Below are 18,632 nucleotides of genomic sequence, written 5' to 3'. Positions count from 1 at the left end.
TCGACTGGCCTAGGGTCGGTCCATGACCGAGTTCGACGCGGCCGCCGCCGCCGTCCAGGCCGCCCTCGACGCGGGAGCGCGGTACGCCGACGCGCGGGTGATGCACCGCCGCTACGAGTCGATGACCGCGCGCAACGGCGACGTGGAGGAGCTGACCCAGGACGAGAGCATCGGGCTGGGCGTCCGGGCGCTCGTCGGCGCGAGTTGGGGCTTCCACGCCGTACCCGATCTGTCGGACGCCGCTGCCCGCGACGCCGGCCGGCGCGCGACCCGGACGGCCATGGCGAGCGCGCGGGTGCCAGGCCCCCCGGTCGACCTGGTGGCTGTCGAGGCGGTCACGGCGAGCTGGGCCTCCGGCTGTCAGATCGACCCGCTCGGGGTGCCCCTGTCGGACAAGGGCGACCTGCTGGTCGGCGCGACCCGCACGATGGCCGAGCACGGCGCGGATCTGGCCGAGGGGCTCTACCAGATCTGGGACACCGCGAAGTGGTTCGTGTCCAGCGAGGGCCACCGCATCGACCAGCGGATCCGCGAGTGCGGCGGCGGCATCTCGGCCACCTCGATCGGTGACGGCGAGACGCAGCGGCGGTCCTGGCCGAGCTACCGGGGGCAGTACGGCACCACCGGCTGGGAGCTGGTCGAGTCACTCGACCTGGCCGCGCACGCCGCGCAGATCGCCGAGGAGTCCCGGGCGCTGCTCACCGCGCCGCCCTGCCCGGCCGGTGAGACGGATCTGATCCTCGGCGGTGAACAGCTCGCTTTGCAGATCCACGAGTCGGTCGGGCACGCCATCGAGCTGGACCGGATCCTCGGCTGGGAGGCAGCGTTCGCCGGCACGTCCTGGCTGGACCTGGCCCAGCTCGGCTCGCTGCGCTACGGCTCCGAGCTGATGAACATCACCATCGACCCGACGATCCCCGGCGCGCTGGGCAGCTTCGGCTTCGACGACGAGGGCTCCCCCGCGGTCAAGCGGGACGCGGTGCGCGACGGTCGCTGGGTGGGTGTGCTCGCCGGCCGGGACTCGGCGGCGATGGCCGGCCTCGACTACGGCGGGAGCGTACGGGCCGACGGGTGGGCCCGCCTGCCGATGGTCCGGATGACGAACGTGGGCCTGGAGCCCGGCCCGCACACCCTGGAAGAGATCATCGCGGCCACCGACGACGGCGTCCTGATGGACCTCAACCGGTCCTGGTCGATCGACGACAAGCGGCTCAACTTCCAGTTCGGCTGCGAGGTCGGCTGGGAGATCAAGAAGGGGCGGCGTGGGCGGATGCTGCGCAATCCCACGTACACCGGGATCGGCCCGCTCTTCTGGCGCTCGATGGACATGCTCTCCGGTGAGACGGTTTCCTGGGGAACGCCAAACTGCGGCAAGGGCCAGCCGGGCCAGATCGGGCACACCGGCCATCCGGCCGCGCCGGCCCGCTTCCGCAACGTCCGGGTGGGGGTTTCAGCGTGAGTACGGGCGGCATGACGGAGTTGGAGCTGGCCGGCCAGGTCATCGAGCTGGTTCGGCGTCTTGGCGGGCCGGCCGCGCAGGCCGAGGCGGTGGTGACCCGGGCCGACCTGGCGCTGACCCGGTTCGCCAACTCGGCCATCCACCAGAACGTCGCCGAGTCCACGGTAGGCGTCCGGCTGCGGCTGCACGTGGACGGGCGGACGGCTTCCGGCAGCGGCAGCGTGGTCACCACCGACGGATTGCGCGCGCTTGTCGAGCGCACCCTGGCGGCGGCGCGACTGTGCCCTCCCGACCCCGGCTGGCCGGGGCTCGCTCCGCCGGCCCCCGCGCCGGCCGCCCCGCCCGTCGACGAGGCAACCGCCCACGCCGAGCCGGACCAGCGGGCCGACCGGGTCGGCGCGTTCGTGGCCGCCGCCGGGGGCCTCACCACTGCGGGTTACTGCCGTACCGCGCACCGCTCGTCGGCGTTCGCCAACTCGGCCGGGCACAGCGCGTACGGCCGCTCCGCGGAGGCCGCGATGGACGGCATCGCCCGGCGCGACGGCGCGGACGGGGTGGCCCGACGCTGCACCGACCGGCTGTCCGACCTCGACGGTGCGGAGCTGGGCGCGCACGCCGCCGCGAAGGCGCAGGCGGCAGCCGACCCGGTCGAGCTGCCGCCGGGGCGCTACGAGGTGGTGTTCGAGCCGGCCGCCGTGGCGGACCTGTTGCAGAACCTCTCCTGGTTCGGCTTCAACGGCAAGCGCTACGCGGAGCGGCAGTCCTTCGCCGAGCCGGGCGCGGCCCAGTTCGATCGACAGGTGACCCTGGTGGACGACCCGCTTGGCGCGTCGGGTCTGCCGTTCGACGGCGAGGGCACCGGCCGGCGGGCGGTGACACTTGTCGAGGCGGGCACCACACGAGCGGTCGCGCACGACCGGCGGACCGCCGCCGAGGCGGGCGCGGAGTCCACCGGGCACGCGGTCGCGGGCGGCGCCACCTGGGGCCCGATGGCTCGCAACCTGCGGCTCGCTCCAGCGGTGGCGGGCCCGGCCAGCGCGACGGGCCGGAGCACCACCGGCGCCGCGGCCGGCGCGGTGGTCGACGCGGACACCGCAGCGCTGGTCGCTGGAGTACGACGCGGGCTGCTGGTCACCGACCTGTGGTACACGCGGGTGCTCGACCCAAAGAGCCTTGTCGTCACCGGGTTGACCCGCAACGGGGTCTGGCTGATCGAGGACGGCACTGTCGTCCGGGCGGTCCGGGACCTGCGGTTCACCGAGTCGTACCCGCGGGCGCTCGGGCCGGGCGCGGTGCTCGGGCTGGGCTCGCGGGCGATGCGTCAACCGGACCGGGTGGACGGCGCCTGGTGGGCGGCGCCGTCGGTGCGGCTCGCGTCCTGGCACTTCACCGGTGGCGCCTCCGGCTGACGATCTCGACGAGGCGCCGCAAACCGGCGCGTCGAGGGCTTTTCCGCAGGCCAGACACACGGGACACTCCCTTGCGGGGACGGCTCGCAGAGATCGGCGTAACGTGTGTCACTTAGCTGCGTCGGTCGATCCGGCGTGGTCGTTGGTGTGCGCATGACGTGGCAGCGGGTGCGGGTTCGCCGGTCCGCGTGCCGACCGGAGAGAGAGACCAGCCCGCCCGTACGGGCCCGTCGAGGAGACGACTCGAATGACTTCAACGGCAACGAGGCCGCGGGGAGCGCGGGCGCGCGCCGCCATCGCGGCGAAGACGTTGCGTACCGACCGCTGGTGGTTCGCCCCGCTGATCACCGTGATCGGGCTCAGCGCCTGGGTGGCGTACGCGACGGTCCGGGTCTTCATGCACAAGTGGTACTGGGTGGACCAGTTCCACTACCTGACCCCGTTCTACTCCCCGTGCGTGACGGATCGGTGTGTCGAGGAGGCCTCGCACTTCGGCCGGTTCCTGCCCGGCTGGTGGATCATCCCGGACGCGGCGCTGACCCTGCCGTTCCTGCTGCTGTTCCGGCTCACCTGCTACTACTACCGCAAGGCGTACTACAGGTCGTTCTGGCTGTCGCCGCCGGCCTGCGCCGTCCCCGACGGCCACAAGGAGTACGGCGGTGAGACCCGCTTCCCGCTGCTCGGCCAGAACCTGCACCGCTACTTCTTCTACGCCGCCGCGATCATCTCGCTGATCAACACCTGGGACGCGATTCTCGCCTTCCACTCGCCGAAGGGCTTCGGCTTCGGGCTGGGCAACATCATCCTGCTGGTCAACGTGGTGGCGCTCTGGGCGTACACGATCTCCTGCCACTCCTGCCGGCACATCATCGGCGGGCGGCTCAAGCACTTCTCCAAGCACCCGGTGCGGTACAGGGCCTGGACGTTCGTCTCGGCGTTGAACGTCCGGCACATGCAGCTCGCCTGGATCACCCTCGGCACCCTCGCGCTGGCCGACTTCTACATCATGGCGCTCGCGGCCGAGTGGTTCTCCGACCTGCGGTTCATCAACTAAAGGGCCCCTGACATGACCACTACCACTCGCATCGAACGACACCACTACGACGTCGTCGTCATCGGGGCCGGCGGCGCCGGTCTGCGCGCGGCCATCGAGGCCCGGCTCGCCGGCAAGAAGACCGCGATCATCTCCAAGTCGCTGTTCGGCAAGGCGCACACGGTGATGGCCGAGGGCGGCGCGGCCGCCGCGATGGGCAACGTGAACAGCCGGGACAACTGGCAGGTGCACTTCCGCGACACCATGCGCGGCGGCAAGTTCCTCAACAACTTCCGGATGGCCGAGCTGCACGCGAAGGAGTCGCCGCAGCGAATCTGGGAGCTGGAGACGTACGGCGCGCTCTTCGACCGTACGAAGGACGGCAAGATCTCCCAGCGCAACTTCGGCGGGCACGAGTACCCCCGCCTGGCGCACGTGGGCGACCGGACCGGCTTGGAGCTGATCCGTACCCTCCAGCAGAAGATCGTCTCGCTCCAGCAGGAGGACAAGCGCGAGTTCGGCTCGTACGACGCCCGGATCCGGGTTTTCTCCGAGACGACGATCACCGAGCTGCTGCTCGACGGCGACCGGGTCGCTGGCGCCTTCGGCTACTACCGCGAGTCCGGCGAGTTCATCCTCTTCGAGGCCCCGGCCGTGGTGCTGGCCACCGGCGGCGTCGGGCGCTCCTACAAGGTCACGTCGAACTCCTGGGAGTACACCGGGGACGGGCACGCGTTGGCGCTGCGCGCCGGGGCGACGCTGATCAACATGGAGTTCCTCCAGTTCCACCCGACCGGCATGGTCTGGCCGCCCTCGGTGAAGGGCATCCTGGTCACCGAGTCGGTTCGTGGCGACGGCGGCGTGCTCAAGAACTCCGAGGGCAAGCGGTTCATGTTCGACTACGTCCCCGACGTCTTCCGCAAGCAGTACGCGGAGACCGAGGAGGAGGCGGACCGCTGGTACACCGACCCGGACAACAACAGGCGTCCACCGGAGCTGCTGCCCCGCGACGAGGTGGCCCGCGCGATCAACAGTGAGGTCAAGGCCGGCCGGGGCTCCCCCGCCGGTGGCGTCTTCCTGGACATCGCGAGCCGACGTTCCGCCGAGGAGATCCGCCGCCGGCTGCCCTCGATGTACCACCAGTTCAAGGAACTGGCCGACGTCGACATCACGGCCGAGCCGATGGAGGTCGGGCCGACCTGTCACTACGTGATGGGCGGCGTCGAGGTTGACCCGGACTCGGGCGCCGCCTTCGGCCACGTCCGTGGGCTGTTCGCCGCCGGTGAGGTCTCCGGCGGTATGCACGGCTCCAACCGCCTCGGCGGCAACTCCCTGTCCGACCTGCTGGTCTTCGGCAAGCGGGCGGGTGGGCACGCGGCCAGCTACGCCGACGGGCTGACCGCCCGGCCGAAGGTGGCAGTGGACGCGGTCGAGGCCGCCGTGGAGACCGCCCTGGCTCCGCTGCAACGGGACACCGGCGAGAGCCCGTACACCCTGCAGCAGGACCTCCAGGTGGTCATGGGGGATCTGGTCGGAATCATCCGGCGCGAGGGTGAGCTGGCCGACGCCCTGGTGCGGCTCGCGGAGCTGCGCGAGCGCGTCGCCAAGGTGAGCGCGGCCGGCGGTCGGCGCTACAACCCGGGCTGGCACCTGGCCCTGGACCTGCGCAACATGCTTGTGGTCTCGGAGTGCACCGCGAAGGCGGCGCTGGAGCGGCAGGAGTCGCGCGGCGGGCACACCCGGGAGGACTATCCGGCGATGGAGCCGAAGTGGCGGCAGGTCAACCTGGTCTGCTCGCTGGACGGCGACAGCGTACGGCTGACCCGGAAGCCGCTGCCGAAGATGCGGCCGGAGCTGATCGGCCTCTTCGACCGGGCCGAGCTGGCCAAGTACCTCACCGACGAGGAGCTCGCCGACTTCGACGCTCTCGTCGCCGACGCTGGAGAGGCGGACAACCGATGAGCGCGAAGCGTCAGTTCCGGATCTGGCGGGGCGACGAGACCGGCGGCGACCTGCAGGACTACATGGTCGAGGTGAACGAGGGCGAGGTCGTCCTCGACGTCATCCACCGCCTGCAGGCCACCGACGCGCCCGACCTGGCCTGCCGGTGGAACTGCAAGGCCGGCAAGTGCGGCTCCTGCTCGATGGAGATCAACGGCAAGCCCCGGCTGGGCTGCATGACCCGAATGTCGACCTTCGGCGACGAGGAGACCGTCACGGTCACCCCGCTGCGTACGTTCCCGGTCATCCGGGACCTGGTCACCGACGTCTCGTTCAACTACGAGAAGGCGCGAGAGACCCCGGCGTTCGCCCCTCCGGCGGATGTCGCCCCGGGCGACTACCGGATGCAGCAGGTCGACGTCGAGCGCTCGCAGGAGTTCCGCAAGTGCATCGAGTGCTTCCTGTGCCAGAACGTCTGCCACGTGATCCGCGACCACGAGGAGAACAAGCAGGCGTTCTCCGGCCCGCGGTACTTCATCCGGGCGGCCGAGCTGGACATGCACCCGTTGGACGCCCGGACCGACCGCAAGGAGTACGCGCAGGCCGAACAGGGCCTCGGTTTCTGCAACATCACCAAGTGCTGCACCGAGGTTTGCCCCGAGCACATCAAGATCACTGACAACGGGATCATCCCCATGAAGGAACGGGTCGTCGACCGCAGGTACGATCCCCTTGTGTGGCTTGGTAGCAAGATCTTCCGTCGGGGCGAGACGCCCCAGACCAGCGTGACCACCGCCCGTCAGGGCTCGGCGACGTCGTCGGGCGCGACCCGGGGCGGGGTCCACTCGCACGCGGGTGGCTCGCACGACCCGCGGGCCGAGGCGCAGGCGCAGAGCGGCGTCAACTGGGACCGGGAGGTGCCGCACCCGACCGCGCCCGCGGTCGACGACCGGGGTCGGCTGCCGCTGACCGAGCTCACCTTCGACCGGGCCGCCGCGCCGTCGCCGTTCGGCGACGACGTGACCTTCCCGCTGCCTCCGGAGCACCTCAACTTCGCGCACCCGGACCAGGACGACAAGCACTGAGCAAGACCGCCCGAACGGGGGCCGCGGCTGACGCCGCGGCCCCCGTCTCCATTCCCACCCCCGTCCCGGCCCCAGGCTCGTCCCGGCCCCAGGCTCGCCCCGGCCCCCGGCTCGCGCCGGCCCCCGGCTCGCGCCGGTGATCATGAAGTTATTGCCCTGCCGACCGGCGTGTCGCGGCAATAACTTCATGATCAACGGGCTCGGAGGAGGTGGGGGCGGAGGGCTGCCACTATTGGGGCGTCGGCGGGGAGCCAGGTGACCTCGTTCAGCTCGTCGGCCGCCAGCCAGCGCAGCGCCTGGTGCTCCAACGCCTGCGGCTCGTCGCCGTGCAGGAGGCGGGCCGCGTACACCTTGAGCACCGAGCGGCCGTGCGCCATCCGGACGTTGCGGCCGACCCGGTCGCCGATCTCCACGCGTACGGCCAGCTCCTCGGCGCACTCCCGGACCAGCGCCTCGGTCTCCCCCTCCCCCGGCTCGACCTTCCCGCCGGGGAACTCCCACATGCCAGCCACCTCCGGCGGCGCGGAGCGCGCACAGGCGAGCACCCGTCCGTCCCGGATGATCGCCGCCCCCACGATCACCTTCAGGTCCCGTCGTTCGGCCTGCCCACCACCATTAGCCCGTTCGGTCTGCACGGGCGTCCAGGGTGCCAGATCAATCGGCGGTTTGGGTACCGACGCCATCCGCTAGGCCAATAGAACACGGAAGTGTGGGCGTGGACACCCCTACCGAGCGACGACAGACTAGAAGGCACCGACAAGACACGGGATGGCGACGATTTGGCCACAAGCCGGCAACGGCGCTTGGGGGGTGCGGTGATGCGCGTGCTGTTCAACAGCCGAGCCAAGCACGACTACCTGTCCGACGCGTTGACCTTGCTAACCGGTTGGACGCGGGAAGGTGAACAGATCCGGCGAACGCTCGTGATCGACGATACCCAACACGCGGCGCTGACTGAACGGGTCAAGGTCGTCGCCGACGCTCTGCACCTGCGTCCCGAGATCAGTCGCCGGTCCGACAGCACCCAGATCCGGGTCGGGCACGGCAGCGACGAGCCGCTGACCGAGGGCGAGGTCCTGCTGGCCGCCCGCATCGAGGACGCGTACCGCGCGGTCACCGAATCCTGACCAGCGACCCGGGGACGTTGGCACCGGTTTTCTAGCCTGGGTGGCATGGCGAACATCGCGTACGACCGCAAGGAGCAGGTCCAGCAGATCGAGAGTGGGCTGCTCGACGGCGAGCAGATCATCGCCGTCTACGACGCCGTCGGCACCGGCACCGGGTTCATCGGGTTGACCGACCGGCGCGTGATCATCCAGGACCGCTCCTTCGTCGGCAAGCGGCATGCGATCACCAGCATCCCGTACTCGAAGATCACCAGCGTGAGCGTGGTCAGCAACAAGTCGTGGGGCGGCACGTTCTTCTCCACCGGCGCGATCGCGATCCACGTCGGCACGCACACCTACGAGGTGGAGTTCCGCGGCGCGCAGAAGAGTCACCACGTACACAACGTGATCCTGCATCACATCTCCTGATCACCCCCACGACCGTGGGCCCGGTGGGCGTTTATTGCCTTGCCGGGCCCACGGCGTCTCTGGTGTGCTCAGGCCACAGCCGCGCGGAAGGAGCAGCCACCATGCCGTACTCGACGAAGTCCCCCCGACCGAATGTCATCCGACCTGAGGAAACGAGGCTTCGTGAGCAGCTCTGCTCCGACCATCGCGGCGCGGGAGTGCGCCGCTGACCCCCTGACCAACCCCGGAGGCCGCTGATGTCGGTCTTCGACGATCCCGGCCTCTTCGGCCGGCTGTGGGCCGCCGGCTACGACAGCCCCGGCAACCCCGACCCGGCACCGGCCGTGGACTTCCTTGCGGATCTGGCCGACGGCGGCCCGGTCCTCGAACTGGCGATCGGCACCGGCCGGGTCGCGCTGCCACTCGCCGAGCGCGGTCTCAGCATGCACGGCATCGAGGCGTCCGAGGAGATGGTGGCGCAGATGCGGGCCAAGCCCGGCGGCGACCAGATTCCCGTGGTCGTCGGCGACATGGCCGACGTGCAGGTGGCCGGCCCGTTCCGCCTGGCGTACCTGGTCTTCAACACACTGTTCAACCTGGTGGACGCCGAGCGGCAGGCGGACTGTTTCCGCAACGTCGCCCGGGTGCTGTCGCCGGGCGGAGCGTTCGTCATCGAGACGTTCGTGCCCGACCCGCGCAGCTTCGACGCCGATGAGCAGGTGCAGGTCCGCGAGGTGACCGAGGACTCCGCGACGATCCGGCTGCACCGGTACGACCGGCCGGCGCAGCGGTTCATCCGGCAGACCATCACCTTCGACGGTGACGGTGTGCACCTGAAGCCGTTCGCCATGCGCTACGCCTGGCCGCACCAGATCGACGAGATGGCGCGGCAGGCGGGGCTCCGGCTCACCGAGCGGTACGCCGACTGGCACCGACGGCCGTTCACTGCGGACAGCCCGTCCCACATCTCCGTCTACCGGGCGGAGTAGCGGCGGCCGATCGACTCGGGTTCCGGAAAATCGGGGTGTCATCGCCACGCCGACACCCCGACTTCAAGGAACCCGAGTCGATCTCCCGACGACCGTCCGGACCGGTAGGCCGAGCCTTGCGCTCTCGGCTGATTCTGCTGGCAGCAGCAATCGTTGATTCGTAGGTTCCGCGCCGGGTGTGCTGACAGCATGTCACCGGACGTCGCCCGTTTCCCGCGTACCTCGCCCTACTGGCCGGTGGTGAGTCATCCCCTGCTGCGGCACGTGCTGCCCGGGTTGGCGGTGTCCGCCCTGGGCGACGGCATGGCCGTGGTCGCGGTGACCTGGCTGGCCATCCAGCTCGCGCCGCAGGACCAGCGCGGCCTGTGGATCGCGCTCGCGGTGGCCGCGTACGCCCTGCCCAGCGCGGCCGGGACGGTCATCTTCGGTAGGTGGCTGCGCGGGCGCGGCGGCGCCCAGCTCGCCGGCTGGGACGCGATCCTGCGGGCCACCGCGCTCGCGGCGATCCCGATCGCCCACCTCGCCGGCATGCTCACCATCGGGCTGTACGTCGTCCTGCTCGCCGCTTCCGCGTTGCTGCACTCGTGGGGCTCGGCCGGGCGGTTCACCCTGATCGCCGAGCTGCTGCCCGAGCGCCACCACCTGCCGGCCAACGCGGTGCTGACCACCATCTCCGGGTTCGCCACCATCGTCGGCCCGCCGCTGGCGGGCATCCTGATCGGCTGGGCGGGGCCGGTATGGGTCATCGCCATCGACGCCGCGACGTTCGCCGTGCTGGCGCTCACCTATCGCCTCGCCCTACCCGCCACCGGGACAATCCAGCGGTACGAGCGCACTGCCTCGCGTACCGCGGGCTTCGCGGTCATCCGCCGTCAGCCCGCGCTGCTGGGCCTGCTGGTGTTGAGCCTCTGGTTCTTCTTTTTCTTCGGCCCGGTGTACGTCGCCATGCCGATTCACATCACCGACGACAGGCACGCGTCCGCGACGCTGCTCGGCGTCTACTACACCGCCTTCGGCGTCGGCGGCCTCGTCGGCGGCGTGGTGGCCGGGCATCTCCGCCGCTGGCCGCTACGCGCCACCACCATCGGCATCGTCATCGGGTTCGGCGTCGCCATGCTGCCTCTCGGCCTGGGCGCACCTGTCGGCCTGTCCCTGCCGGGGTTCGCCCTGGCGGGCCTGATCTGGGCGCCGTACATGTCCGTGTCGATGGCGCTGTTCCAACGCACCGCGTCCACCGAGCAGCTCCCCGCGGTGCTCGCCGCGAACGGCGCAGTCCTCGTGCTCGCGGTGCCGCTCGGGACGATGGTCGGCGGCCCACTGGTCGGCGCCATCGGCGCACGCCCGACGCTGCTGCTCTGCGCCGTGGCGATCGTGACCCTCGGCCTGGTCGCCGCCGGGGTCAGGGTGGCCCGGCGGAACGCGCAGGGCTCGGGCGCCACAGAGGTCAGTGCCCGTCACTGATCTGGACGTCGTCCGGCGCCGGCCTGCCGCGCCCGGTCTCCACGAGCTCCTTGAGGCTCATCAGGAAGATCGCCCACTTGGTGCTGCACTCGCGCATGAGGGCGGTCGGCTCGCGCCAACCCGCGTGCGTGAAATCAACGATCGTGTACGTCCCACACGTGTCGAAGTGCCAGTCGACCTCGGTGCCGATCCACTCGTCGGGACCACCGACGACACGCCACCACACACGCCCAACCGGATCCAGCTCCAGGATCTCCAGGTCGAACCCACCGTCGGCACCGAACCGCACGGCCAACCGCCCGCCGGCCTCGCTCTCTCCGGTCGTGTCGATCGACCACCAGCCCGCGACGCCCTCGGGAGTCGCCACCGCTCGGTAGACCTCGGCGAGCGGGGCGACGACGCCGACCTGATGCAGAATGTCCACCACTTCAAACTCCTTCTTCGCCTGCACCAACGTGCAACCTTTGGTTGCTCGACCGTACGGCGATCACCTTCGCGGCGCAACCTTTAGTTGCGTATCGCGATTGCGTCGTACCCGAGGCCCACAATGCGGTGCATGTCTGAGTCAGCTCCCCCGCGACACCACACCATCGACTACATCGAGCTCACGGTGACCGACCTCGGCGCGGCCAAGAGCTTCTACGCCGACGCGTTCGGCTGGCAGTTCACCGACTACGGGCCGGGGTACGCGGGCATCCGCAGCCCACACGGTGAAGGCGCACCCGAGGTGGGTGGCCTCCGGCAGGACGAGGCGGTGCGAGTGGGCGGCCCGCTGGTGCTGCTCTACTCGAACGACCTGGACCAGTCCGTGCAGGCCGTGCAGGAGGCGGGAGGTCAGGTGATCGAGGGGCCGTACGAGTTCCCCGGGGGCCGCCGGTTCCACTTCACCGACCCCAGCGGCAACGAGCTGGGCGTCTGGGCCGAGCAGTAGCCACCAGTGAACGAGGACGAGAGCCTTCGCCGCTACGGCCTACGGCCGTCCTCTGCGGACCTACCGCAGATCGGCCAGGTCCTGCTGGCCGAAGCCGAGCGTGACCAGCAGGACCAGGACACCGAACTCATGAAGCTGTGCTGCCTGCAACTGTTCAACGCCGGCCAGCTGAGCGACGCGCTCGTGATCTGGCGAGCCAAGGAGTCGAGCTTCGACGCGCACTGCTCCATCGACGTCCAACTGCTGTGCGGCGCCGGACTGGCCGCCACGAAGGCGCACCTGGAGGCCGACGGCTCCGCGGACGCCGCAGACGCCCTTCGGTACCTGCTGGAGTGCGAGGCCACCGGTGATTTCGACGGCTTCTCCGCAGCCGAGCAGTCCCGCTGGAGAGCCGACTACTACCTGACCTGACGGACCGCTGCCCGCGGCGACGTCGTCACACCCGGGGCGGCGGCGTCGCGCCCAGGGTGAGGGCGAGGTAGGCGTTGCGACGTGTGATGAGTCCTCGCAGGTACGGCCGCAGGACGAGGCCGGCCACGAGACGGCCGACGAGGCCCATCGGCGCGGCGAAGTCGATGACATCGCGCATGACCGTCGTCGAGGGGTTGGCCGGGTCCGGCGTGAACCTGTGCTCGTGACGCCAATGGCGGAACGGGCCGTGGATCTGCTCGTCCGTGAAGCCGTCGGGCCGCCGATAGTCGGTGATCCGAACGGTCATCCGCCACGGCAGGCCGAAATGCCTCGCTTCCCACGTGACGACATCGCCGACCCCCAAGCGGCCGGTGGTTACGCCGCCGACCGCCCGTTCGGCGCTCGTACCCATGGATTCGGTGTGCGTGCCGACGTCAAGGGAGGCGTCGAAGACGGCCTCCGGAACGGCCTGCACGGTCGTACTGAGCTCGATGCGCGGCACCCGGCCACAGTAGGCCGGGCCGAGTGCCACAGGAAGGATGCTGTCGTGCTCAGACCACACCGAGGCTGATGCCGAGTTGGGCGAGCGTCGCCGGGGCGTATGGGTCGCGGGCCACCTGCGCGACCACGCTCCGGGCCGCCGGCCGATGTCGTACCTCGGCGGGCGCGATCCCGTGGGCCTGCACCAGGACCCGAGCCGCGTTGGTGGGGCCGCCGGTCTGGAGGTAGGCGCGAGCCGCATCGAGCAGGTGTGCGGCCCGGTGTTCGACGGGCAACCACCGCCACCCTTCGCGTGCGGTAGCCGTCTCGTGGTGGGCCACCGCGTCACCTCCGTTGCCCAGGCGGACGGCGGCGGCGACCCGGGCCAGCTCGACGGCCGTCGGCCCGAAGCTGGTCCGGTGATGATCGTGTCCATCACCCACCTGAGCAGCCATCCCGGCGGCCTCGTCGAGCAGACCGGCGGCGGCGCGATCGTCGCCGGACCTGGCCGCCATCAACGCGGCCTGCACCAGCAGCGACCCACAGAGCGACAGTTCCGGCGGCGTGCCCTCATGACCAACGGCAGGAGCGATCCGGTACGCGGCCGTCAGCATCACCGTTCTCGCCCGCGCCGACGCCCGCAGCACCTGACCGAGCTGGACCGCCGCAGCGGCAACCAGCGCCTGGTCCCCCGTCGCGGCGGACATCGCCCGGTCGGCGGCCAGCCAGGCGAGTAGCGGGCGCTCATATTGACGGATTTCGGTCTTTAGACCACTCGTGGTGATTGATGGCCATAACGTACGCCTAGCCGGACACCCGTCCCTCCACACCGGCCCAAGCCGGCGAACGCCGGCGAGACGAGTGGTCAACCCGGCGGATGGAGGTTGTCATGAGATTCCGTACCAAGACCGCCGGGGCGTTTCTCGCGGTGGCCGCGGCGAGCACGCTCGTTGCTTCGGGCATCGCGAGGGCACCCGCGAGCGCCGATGGGCAGAGCTTCGCGTTCACGATGGTTCGTTCGCAGGGCGCCGAGGCCGCGGGCTGCCTTCCGGATGCCCGTGCTGTTGTGCGGGTTCACCCGGCAGGCGTCAACGAGATACTCAGCATCCGTGCCGTCGGCCTGCCACCGCGTACCAACTTCGATCTTTTCGTCCTGCAGCAGCCGGACGCGCCGTTCGGAGTGTCGTGGTACCAGAGTGACCTGCGGTCCAACCAGAACGGCGTGGCCCGGGTGACTGTGGTCGGACGGTTCAACGTCGAAACCTTCGCCCTCGCGCCCGGCAGCCGGCCCGCGCCGGACACCCACCCCGGCGTCGACGCGACAACCAACCCGGCGTTCGGCCCGGTCCACACGTACCACCTGGGTTTCTGGTTCAACTCGCCGGAAGAGGCGGTCGCCGCCGGATGCCCCGGGGCCACCACCCCGTTCAACGGTGAACACACTGCCGGGGTTCAGGCCATGAGCACCCGCAACTACCCCAACCTGGCCGGTCCCCTCAGCCAGCTCGGCTCCTGATCGAGACAGCGGTGCCACGGACGAACGTGGCACCGCTGCTCGTGCTGATCCGTAGGGCAACAGCCCGCCCTCAGCCCGCGAGGATCACCCGACGGATGGTCCCGCGATCCGGAGCCGGGCGCGGCTCGTACTGGCAGCCGACGACACAAGCTCCTCAGGGTCAGCGCCGGGCGCGCAGCACGCCGGTCAGCATCGGCAGGGTGAACTCACCCTCGGCGGTCTCGGGCCTGCTCCCCAGAAAGTCGCGGATCCGGGCGAGCGTGGCCTCCCGGTCCGGCTCCGGCATGATCAGCATCCCGGCCCGGGTGGCGAGTGTCGCGATGAGGGAGTCAGCGGTGCGGCGCTGGCCGTGCGGAAACTCGGCCTGCTCCGCCGAACCGAACCGGACCGCCACGCCATTGCTCGGAATGAGCATGCCGGCGGTCGCCGCGCGCCACCTGGTGAGGATGTCCCGCGGGCCGATCGCCGCACTCCCGCTGACCCGTTCGAGGTCGGCGACCCAGCCGATCCGGTCGTCCATGATGTTCCACAGGCCTGCCAGGACACCTCCGGGCGCAAGGACCCGGGCGATTTCCGGTCCCGCGACGGCCATGTCGAACCAGTGCAGGGCGTTGCCGGCAACCACGGCGTCGACGGACGCGTCGGGCAACGGGATCGCCTCGGCGCTCCCCGGCAGGGCACGAACGGCCGGCATCGCGCGGCGCAGCTCGGAGAGCATCGCCGGGTCGGGTTCCACCGCGACGACGTCCGCGCCAACGGCGACCAACGTGGCGGCCAGCTTGCCGGTGCCGGCACCAAGGTCGAGCACTCGCAAGCCGGGCGCAAACTCAAGCGCCCACCGCACCGCGGCCTGCGCGTAATCCGGGCGATGCTCGGCGTACGCGGACGCCGCCGAGCCGAACGACGAACTGAGCGACATCCGTTCCTCCACGGCGCACATCCTCTCGGATTTCTGGATGTCGGGGTGTCCCGGCCGCCCCGACACCCCGCTTTCCAGGAATCCGAGTTGATCAGGCCCGGCTACGATGCCAGGTTCGTCTCCCGCACCACCGCCTCGTCGCGGGAGACCGGCAACTGGTCGCGTACCTCGGCCCTCGCCGGCTGGGCTCGCCGAGTGCTGCATCATCCCGCACACTCGGCGAGTGGGCTGCGGTGCTCTGATCCGGCAGGAAGTTGATTCGTGACACGAGGGGAGGGTGCGGAGATGGAGCACGACGACGTAGCGGAATTGGCCGAGAGGTGGGGGCCTCCAACCTATTCCACTCCGGTCCACGCCAGCCGGCTGGCTCAGTTCGCAGGTGTGGTGCCCGATCTGCTGCTGGCGTACTGGCGTAGGTACGGCTTCGCCGGCTTTGGTAACGGATTGTTCTGGTTGTGCGATCCCGAGGTGTGGCAGCCGGCGGTCGACGCCTGGACGAACGGCCTTGCCCTGCCGAGAGAGGAACGATGGATCGCGGTGAGCCGCAGCGCGTTCGGCGATCTGCAGGTGTGGGGGCAGCAGACGGCTTCACGGTTGACGATCAGCGCGCAGTACGGGTGGGTGATCCACACGGATCGGTCGGATCGCGTGCTGACGGACGACGGCCGCAGTGACCGGCTCTACGCGATGCTGATGTGCCAGGACCGCCGCAGTGTCGACCTGCACGGCGCCGACAAGAAGCCGTTGTTCGATCGGGTCCTCGCACTGCGTGGCCCGGTGGGCCCCGACACCATCTACGGCTTCGTCCCGGCCCTGGGTCTCGGCGGGGCGCTGCGTCCCGACCGGGCGGAGATCGTCGACGGACCCGTCCACCTGGAGCTGCTCGCCGAACTCTCCGAGCGTCGCATCGTGGACGAAGAAGACCTCCTGCACATGTGGATCGGCAAGTGACCGGCCCGAGCGCTGCCGACGACCGGACGGCGAGCGAGCACCACCGGCGCCTGCCCGTCGAACAGCCGGCAACGCCGACGTCGACGGCGTGGCGGCCGGTGCGGGCTTCCGAAACGGGCCTGAATGGACGTGCCGCGCGCCTCCTGACCAGCGATCCGACCGACGACGCGGGGTGGCCGGCCGACCTGCCCGCCGGTACGACGGAAGTGGTCATCGTCGAGGAGACTGTCAGCCCGACAGCCACTCTGAAGGTACGGACCAATGGGGACGCCGCGCCCAAGACTGCCCGGGTCAGGTTTGACCAGCTCGCCGTACGCGATGAGTCCGCACGAGGGTGACGGCAGTGTCGATGGGACTTGTTCAGATCACGGTCGTCGGACCGGCTTTGCTTCTGCGACTGGCAGCCTTCGCTCATCATGCTCATGGCGGGCCATATCGCTCGGCGCCGTTTCCGCGATCGTGCTGGGGCCACTGATCTAGACGGGTTGCCCGGATCTGAACGATCAACAGTTAGGGCCTGTTTCGGGCAAAGCGGGCCGGAGTCAGACGTTGAAGCGGAACTCCACCACATCGCCGTCCTGCATGACGTACTCCTTGCCCTCGATGCGGACCTTGCCCGCCGCCTTGGCCGCCGCCATCGATCCGTGCTCGACCAGGTCGTGGTAGGAGACCACCTCGGCCTTGATGAAGCCACGCTGGAAGTCCGAGTGGATGACACCCGCGGCCTCCGGCGCGGTCGCGCCGACCGGGACGGTCCAGGCGCGCGCTTCCTTGGGGCCGGCCGTGAGGTACGTCTGGAGGCCGAGCGTACGGAAGCCGACGCGGACGAGCTGGTTGAGGCCGGGCTCGTTCTGCCCGATCGACTCCAGCAGCTCGCGGGCCTCCTCCTCGGGCAGGTCCACCAGCTCGGATTCGATCTTGGCGTCCATGAAGACGGCCTCGGCGGGGGCGACCAGGGCGCGCAGCTCGTCGAGGAACGTCTCGTTGGCCAGTTCGGCCTCGTCGACGTTGAAGACGTACAGGAAGGGCTTGGTGGTGAGCAGGTGCAGCTCGCGCAGGTGCTCCAGCTCGATCTTGGCGGCGGCGGCCCCGGAGTACAGGGTGGTGCCGCCGTCGAGCACCTCGATGGCGGCCTTCGCGGCGGCGACCGCGGCCGAGCGGTCCTTGCGGAGCTTGGCCTCCTTCTCCAACCGGGGCAGCGCCTTGTCCAGGGTCTGCAGGTCGGCGAGGATCAGCTCGGTGTTGATCGTCTCGATGTCGTCGGCCGGGGACACCTTGCCGTCGACGTGCACCACGTTCGGGTCGGAGAAGGCGCGGACCACCTGGCAGATCGCCGAGGCGTCGCGGATGTTCGCCAGGAAGGCGTTGCCCCGGCCCTGCCCCTTCGACGCGCCGCGCACCAGGCCGGCGATGTCGACGAACGACACCGGCGCCGGCAGCACCTTCTGCGAGGAGAAGATCTCGGCCAGCTTGCCGAGCCGGTCGTCGGGCAGCCCGACCACGCCGACGTTGGGCTCGATGGTGGCGAACGGGTAGTTCGCCGCCAGCACGTCGTTCTTGGTCAACGCGTTGAAAAGCGTGCTCTTGCCGACGTTGGGCAGGCCGACGATGCCGATGGTGAGACTCACGACGGGCCAGCTTACGCCGGTGCCGGCCGGGCCGGTCCACGCGGCTCCGATTCGGCCGGCCCCGGCGCCGGCCGTGGTCGCGCCTCGGCGGGTCCCGACGGTGGTTCGCCGTTGCTACCCTCTCGATGTCGCATACGACGTTAGGGGGCGATGTGGACCAGGTGACGGATTTCGACCGACTGTTCCAACAGACCCGACAGGCACTGGCGTCGATGCGGTCGACAGGTGGGGTGCCCGACGACCCGGACGTCCGGCCGGCGCGGGGCACCGGGTCGGCGGCGGGCGGTCAGGTCGAGGCCGTTGCGGTGGGCCAACGCGTCGAGTCGGTGACGGTGGACCCGCGAGCCCTGCGGATGGGCGCCGAGATGCTCGGCGAGCAGATCACCCTGGCGGTCAACGCCGCGCTGGACGACCTGCGGCTCCAGGCCGGCGAGGCCGCGGACGCGCCTGCTGTGGACCCGGTCGCCCTGGGCCGGCAGCTCGACGAGTTGCAGAACGAGTCGGTGCGCAGCATGGCGGCGATGAGCGATGCGCTCACCGACGCGGTACGGCGCATCCAGCGGGTAGCGAGGTGATGGCGTGCGCGAGGACCTTCAGGTGCATCCGCCCGCGTTACGCCAGGGCGGCAGCCACCTGACGACGGTGGCCGAGCAACTGGCCGCGCAGTGGGAGGCGCTGCGCGCGCGGACGGCCGCGATGGGTGACATCTTCGGCGACGACGACGTGGGTGGTCTGATCGGCATGTCGTACCAGGTGGCGGAGGAGATCGCGGCGGAGTGCCTCGGGTCGGTGGTCGACGGGCTGCGCGGCTTCGGTGACGGGTTGAGCCTGATGGCCGACCAGTACGACCTGGTCGAGCAGGACAACGACGCCCAGTTCACGGCGATGAGCTGGTAGGCGGGTCG

Annotated in this window: 22 protein-coding genes; 16 read left to right on the top strand and 6 right to left on the bottom strand. The window is 70.2% G+C overall.

The features are described from left to right. Window positions 1-22: 22 nt before the first annotated feature. From ACGFIE_RS31345 to ACGFIE_RS31325, 5 genes are all read left to right on the top strand, one after another. Window positions 23-1,459 carry a TldD/PmbA family protein gene (locus ACGFIE_RS31345; RefSeq protein ID WP_393301555.1) on the top strand — a complete coding sequence of 479 codons (1,437 nt, stop codon included), beginning with the start codon at window positions 23-25 and terminating at the stop codon, window positions 1,457-1,459. An 11-nt stretch (window positions 1,460-1,470) separates the two neighbouring features. Further along, window positions 1,471-2,868 carry a TldD/PmbA family protein gene (locus ACGFIE_RS31340; protein ID WP_393301684.1) on the top strand — a complete coding sequence of 466 codons (1,398 nt, stop codon included), beginning with the start codon at window positions 1,471-1,473 and terminating at the stop codon, window positions 2,866-2,868. Window positions 2,869-3,115: 247 nt separating this feature from the next. Further along, on the top strand, window positions 3,116-3,922 hold the full coding sequence (locus ACGFIE_RS31335; RefSeq protein ID WP_363680200.1) for a hypothetical protein: 807 nt from the start codon (window positions 3,116-3,118) through the stop codon (window positions 3,920-3,922). 12 nt (window positions 3,923-3,934) lie between these two features. After that, window positions 3,935-5,863 carry a fumarate reductase/succinate dehydrogenase flavoprotein subunit gene (locus tag ACGFIE_RS31330; RefSeq protein ID WP_363680202.1) on the top strand — a complete coding sequence of 643 codons (1,929 nt, stop codon included), beginning with the start codon at window positions 3,935-3,937 and terminating at the stop codon, window positions 5,861-5,863. Continuing rightward, window positions 5,860-6,927: a succinate dehydrogenase/fumarate reductase iron-sulfur subunit gene (locus tag ACGFIE_RS31325; RefSeq protein WP_393301552.1), complete on the top strand. Its 1,068-nt coding sequence runs from the start codon at window positions 5,860-5,862 to the stop codon at window positions 6,925-6,927. The genes ACGFIE_RS31330 and ACGFIE_RS31325 overlap by 4 nt, the downstream gene beginning before the upstream one ends. 191 nt (window positions 6,928-7,118) lie before the next feature. Here the strand turns inward: ACGFIE_RS31325 and ACGFIE_RS31320 are convergent, their stop codons facing one another. Then, a complete protein-coding gene (locus tag ACGFIE_RS31320) occupies window positions 7,119-7,562 on the bottom strand; it encodes a (deoxy)nucleoside triphosphate pyrophosphohydrolase (protein ID WP_393301549.1) in 444 nt (147 codons plus the stop codon). A gap of 183 nt (window positions 7,563-7,745) precedes the next feature. Between ACGFIE_RS31320 and ACGFIE_RS31315 the strand changes: the two genes are divergently transcribed. The 4 genes from ACGFIE_RS31315 (at window position 7,746) to ACGFIE_RS31300 (ending at window position 10,891) form a co-directional block, all read left to right on the top strand. Next, entirely contained in the window at window positions 7,746-8,054 is a 309-nt protein-coding gene (locus ACGFIE_RS31315) for a 4a-hydroxytetrahydrobiopterin dehydratase (protein ID WP_393301546.1), read from the top strand. A 45-nt stretch (window positions 8,055-8,099) separates the two neighbouring features. Then, window positions 8,100-8,462: a PH domain-containing protein gene (locus ACGFIE_RS31310; protein ID WP_007464929.1), complete on the top strand. Its 363-nt coding sequence runs from the start codon at window positions 8,100-8,102 to the stop codon at window positions 8,460-8,462. A gap of 236 nt (window positions 8,463-8,698) precedes the next feature. Further along, entirely contained in the window at window positions 8,699-9,430 is a 732-nt protein-coding gene (locus tag ACGFIE_RS31305) for a class I SAM-dependent methyltransferase (RefSeq protein WP_393301543.1), read from the top strand. 189 nt (window positions 9,431-9,619) lie between these two features. Then, on the top strand, window positions 9,620-10,891 hold the full coding sequence (locus tag ACGFIE_RS31300; protein ID WP_393301540.1) for an MFS transporter: 1,272 nt from the start codon (window positions 9,620-9,622) through the stop codon (window positions 10,889-10,891). On the opposite strand, the gene ACGFIE_RS31295 is transcribed toward ACGFIE_RS31300, so the two are convergent. After that, entirely contained in the window at window positions 10,875-11,315 is a 441-nt protein-coding gene (locus ACGFIE_RS31295) for an SRPBCC domain-containing protein (RefSeq protein WP_393301537.1), read from the bottom strand. The genes ACGFIE_RS31300 and ACGFIE_RS31295 overlap by 17 nt on opposite strands. Window positions 11,316-11,447: 132 nt before the next feature. On the opposite strand from ACGFIE_RS31295, the gene ACGFIE_RS31290 reads away from it, so the two are divergent. Together ACGFIE_RS31290 and ACGFIE_RS31285 are read left to right on the top strand one after the other, a co-directional pair. Beyond that, window positions 11,448-11,822 (top strand): VOC family protein, encoded by a 375-nt coding sequence (locus tag ACGFIE_RS31290; protein WP_393301534.1) that lies wholly within the window; start codon window positions 11,448-11,450, stop codon window positions 11,820-11,822. Between the two features lie 6 nt (window positions 11,823-11,828). Then, window positions 11,829-12,233, top strand: a complete 405-nt coding sequence (locus ACGFIE_RS31285; RefSeq protein WP_393301531.1) for a hypothetical protein — start codon at window positions 11,829-11,831, stop codon at window positions 12,231-12,233. A gap of 25 nt (window positions 12,234-12,258) precedes the next feature. Here ACGFIE_RS31285 and ACGFIE_RS31280 read toward each other — a convergent pair whose 3' ends face one another. Together ACGFIE_RS31280 and ACGFIE_RS31275 are read right to left on the bottom strand one after the other, a co-directional pair. After that, entirely contained in the window at window positions 12,259-12,735 is a 477-nt protein-coding gene (locus tag ACGFIE_RS31280; RefSeq protein WP_393301528.1) for an SRPBCC family protein, read from the bottom strand. Window positions 12,736-12,784: 49 nt separating this feature from the next. Next, a complete protein-coding gene (locus tag ACGFIE_RS31275) occupies window positions 12,785-13,420 on the bottom strand; it encodes a hypothetical protein (protein ID WP_393301525.1) in 636 nt (211 codons plus the stop codon). Window positions 13,421-13,602: 182 nt separating this feature from the next. Between ACGFIE_RS31275 and ACGFIE_RS31270 the strand changes: the two genes are divergently transcribed. Next, window positions 13,603-14,229 (top strand): hypothetical protein, encoded by a 627-nt coding sequence (locus tag ACGFIE_RS31270; RefSeq protein WP_393301522.1) that lies wholly within the window; start codon window positions 13,603-13,605, stop codon window positions 14,227-14,229. A 160-nt stretch (window positions 14,230-14,389) separates the two neighbouring features. On the opposite strand, the gene ACGFIE_RS31265 is transcribed toward ACGFIE_RS31270, so the two are convergent. Further along, window positions 14,390-15,148, bottom strand: a complete 759-nt coding sequence (locus ACGFIE_RS31265; protein WP_393301519.1) for a class I SAM-dependent methyltransferase — start codon at window positions 15,146-15,148, stop codon at window positions 14,390-14,392. 285 nt (window positions 15,149-15,433) lie between these two features. Here ACGFIE_RS31265 and ACGFIE_RS31260 point away from each other — a divergent pair, with 285 nt between their 5' ends. Beyond that, window positions 15,434-16,099: a GAD-like domain-containing protein gene (locus tag ACGFIE_RS31260; protein ID WP_393301516.1), complete on the top strand. Its 666-nt coding sequence runs from the start codon at window positions 15,434-15,436 to the stop codon at window positions 16,097-16,099. Then, window positions 16,096-16,437: a hypothetical protein gene (locus ACGFIE_RS31255; protein WP_393301513.1), complete on the top strand. Its 342-nt coding sequence runs from the start codon at window positions 16,096-16,098 to the stop codon at window positions 16,435-16,437. The genes ACGFIE_RS31260 and ACGFIE_RS31255 overlap by 4 nt, the downstream gene beginning before the upstream one ends. Window positions 16,438-16,641: 204 nt before the next feature. Here ACGFIE_RS31255 and ychF read toward each other — a convergent pair whose 3' ends face one another. Next, entirely contained in the window at window positions 16,642-17,727 is a 1,086-nt protein-coding gene (gene ychF / locus ACGFIE_RS31250) for a redox-regulated ATPase YchF (protein WP_393301510.1), read from the bottom strand. A 161-nt stretch (window positions 17,728-17,888) separates the two neighbouring features. On the opposite strand from ychF, the gene ACGFIE_RS31245 reads away from it, so the two are divergent. Next, window positions 17,889-18,302 carry a YbaB/EbfC family nucleoid-associated protein gene (locus ACGFIE_RS31245; RefSeq protein ID WP_393301507.1) on the top strand — a complete coding sequence of 138 codons (414 nt, stop codon included), beginning with the start codon at window positions 17,889-17,891 and terminating at the stop codon, window positions 18,300-18,302. 4 nt (window positions 18,303-18,306) lie between these two features. Continuing rightward, entirely contained in the window at window positions 18,307-18,624 is a 318-nt protein-coding gene (locus tag ACGFIE_RS31240; RefSeq protein ID WP_393301504.1) for a hypothetical protein, read from the top strand. Window positions 18,625-18,632 lie beyond the last annotated feature (8 nt).

This window comes from Micromonospora sp. NPDC049275, from assembly GCF_043197115.1.
Lineage (GTDB): Bacteria > Actinomycetota > Actinomycetes > Mycobacteriales > Micromonosporaceae > Micromonospora.
Note: the sequence above shows the minus strand (reverse complement) of the source record. Positions and strands in the feature narration are given on the sequence as shown.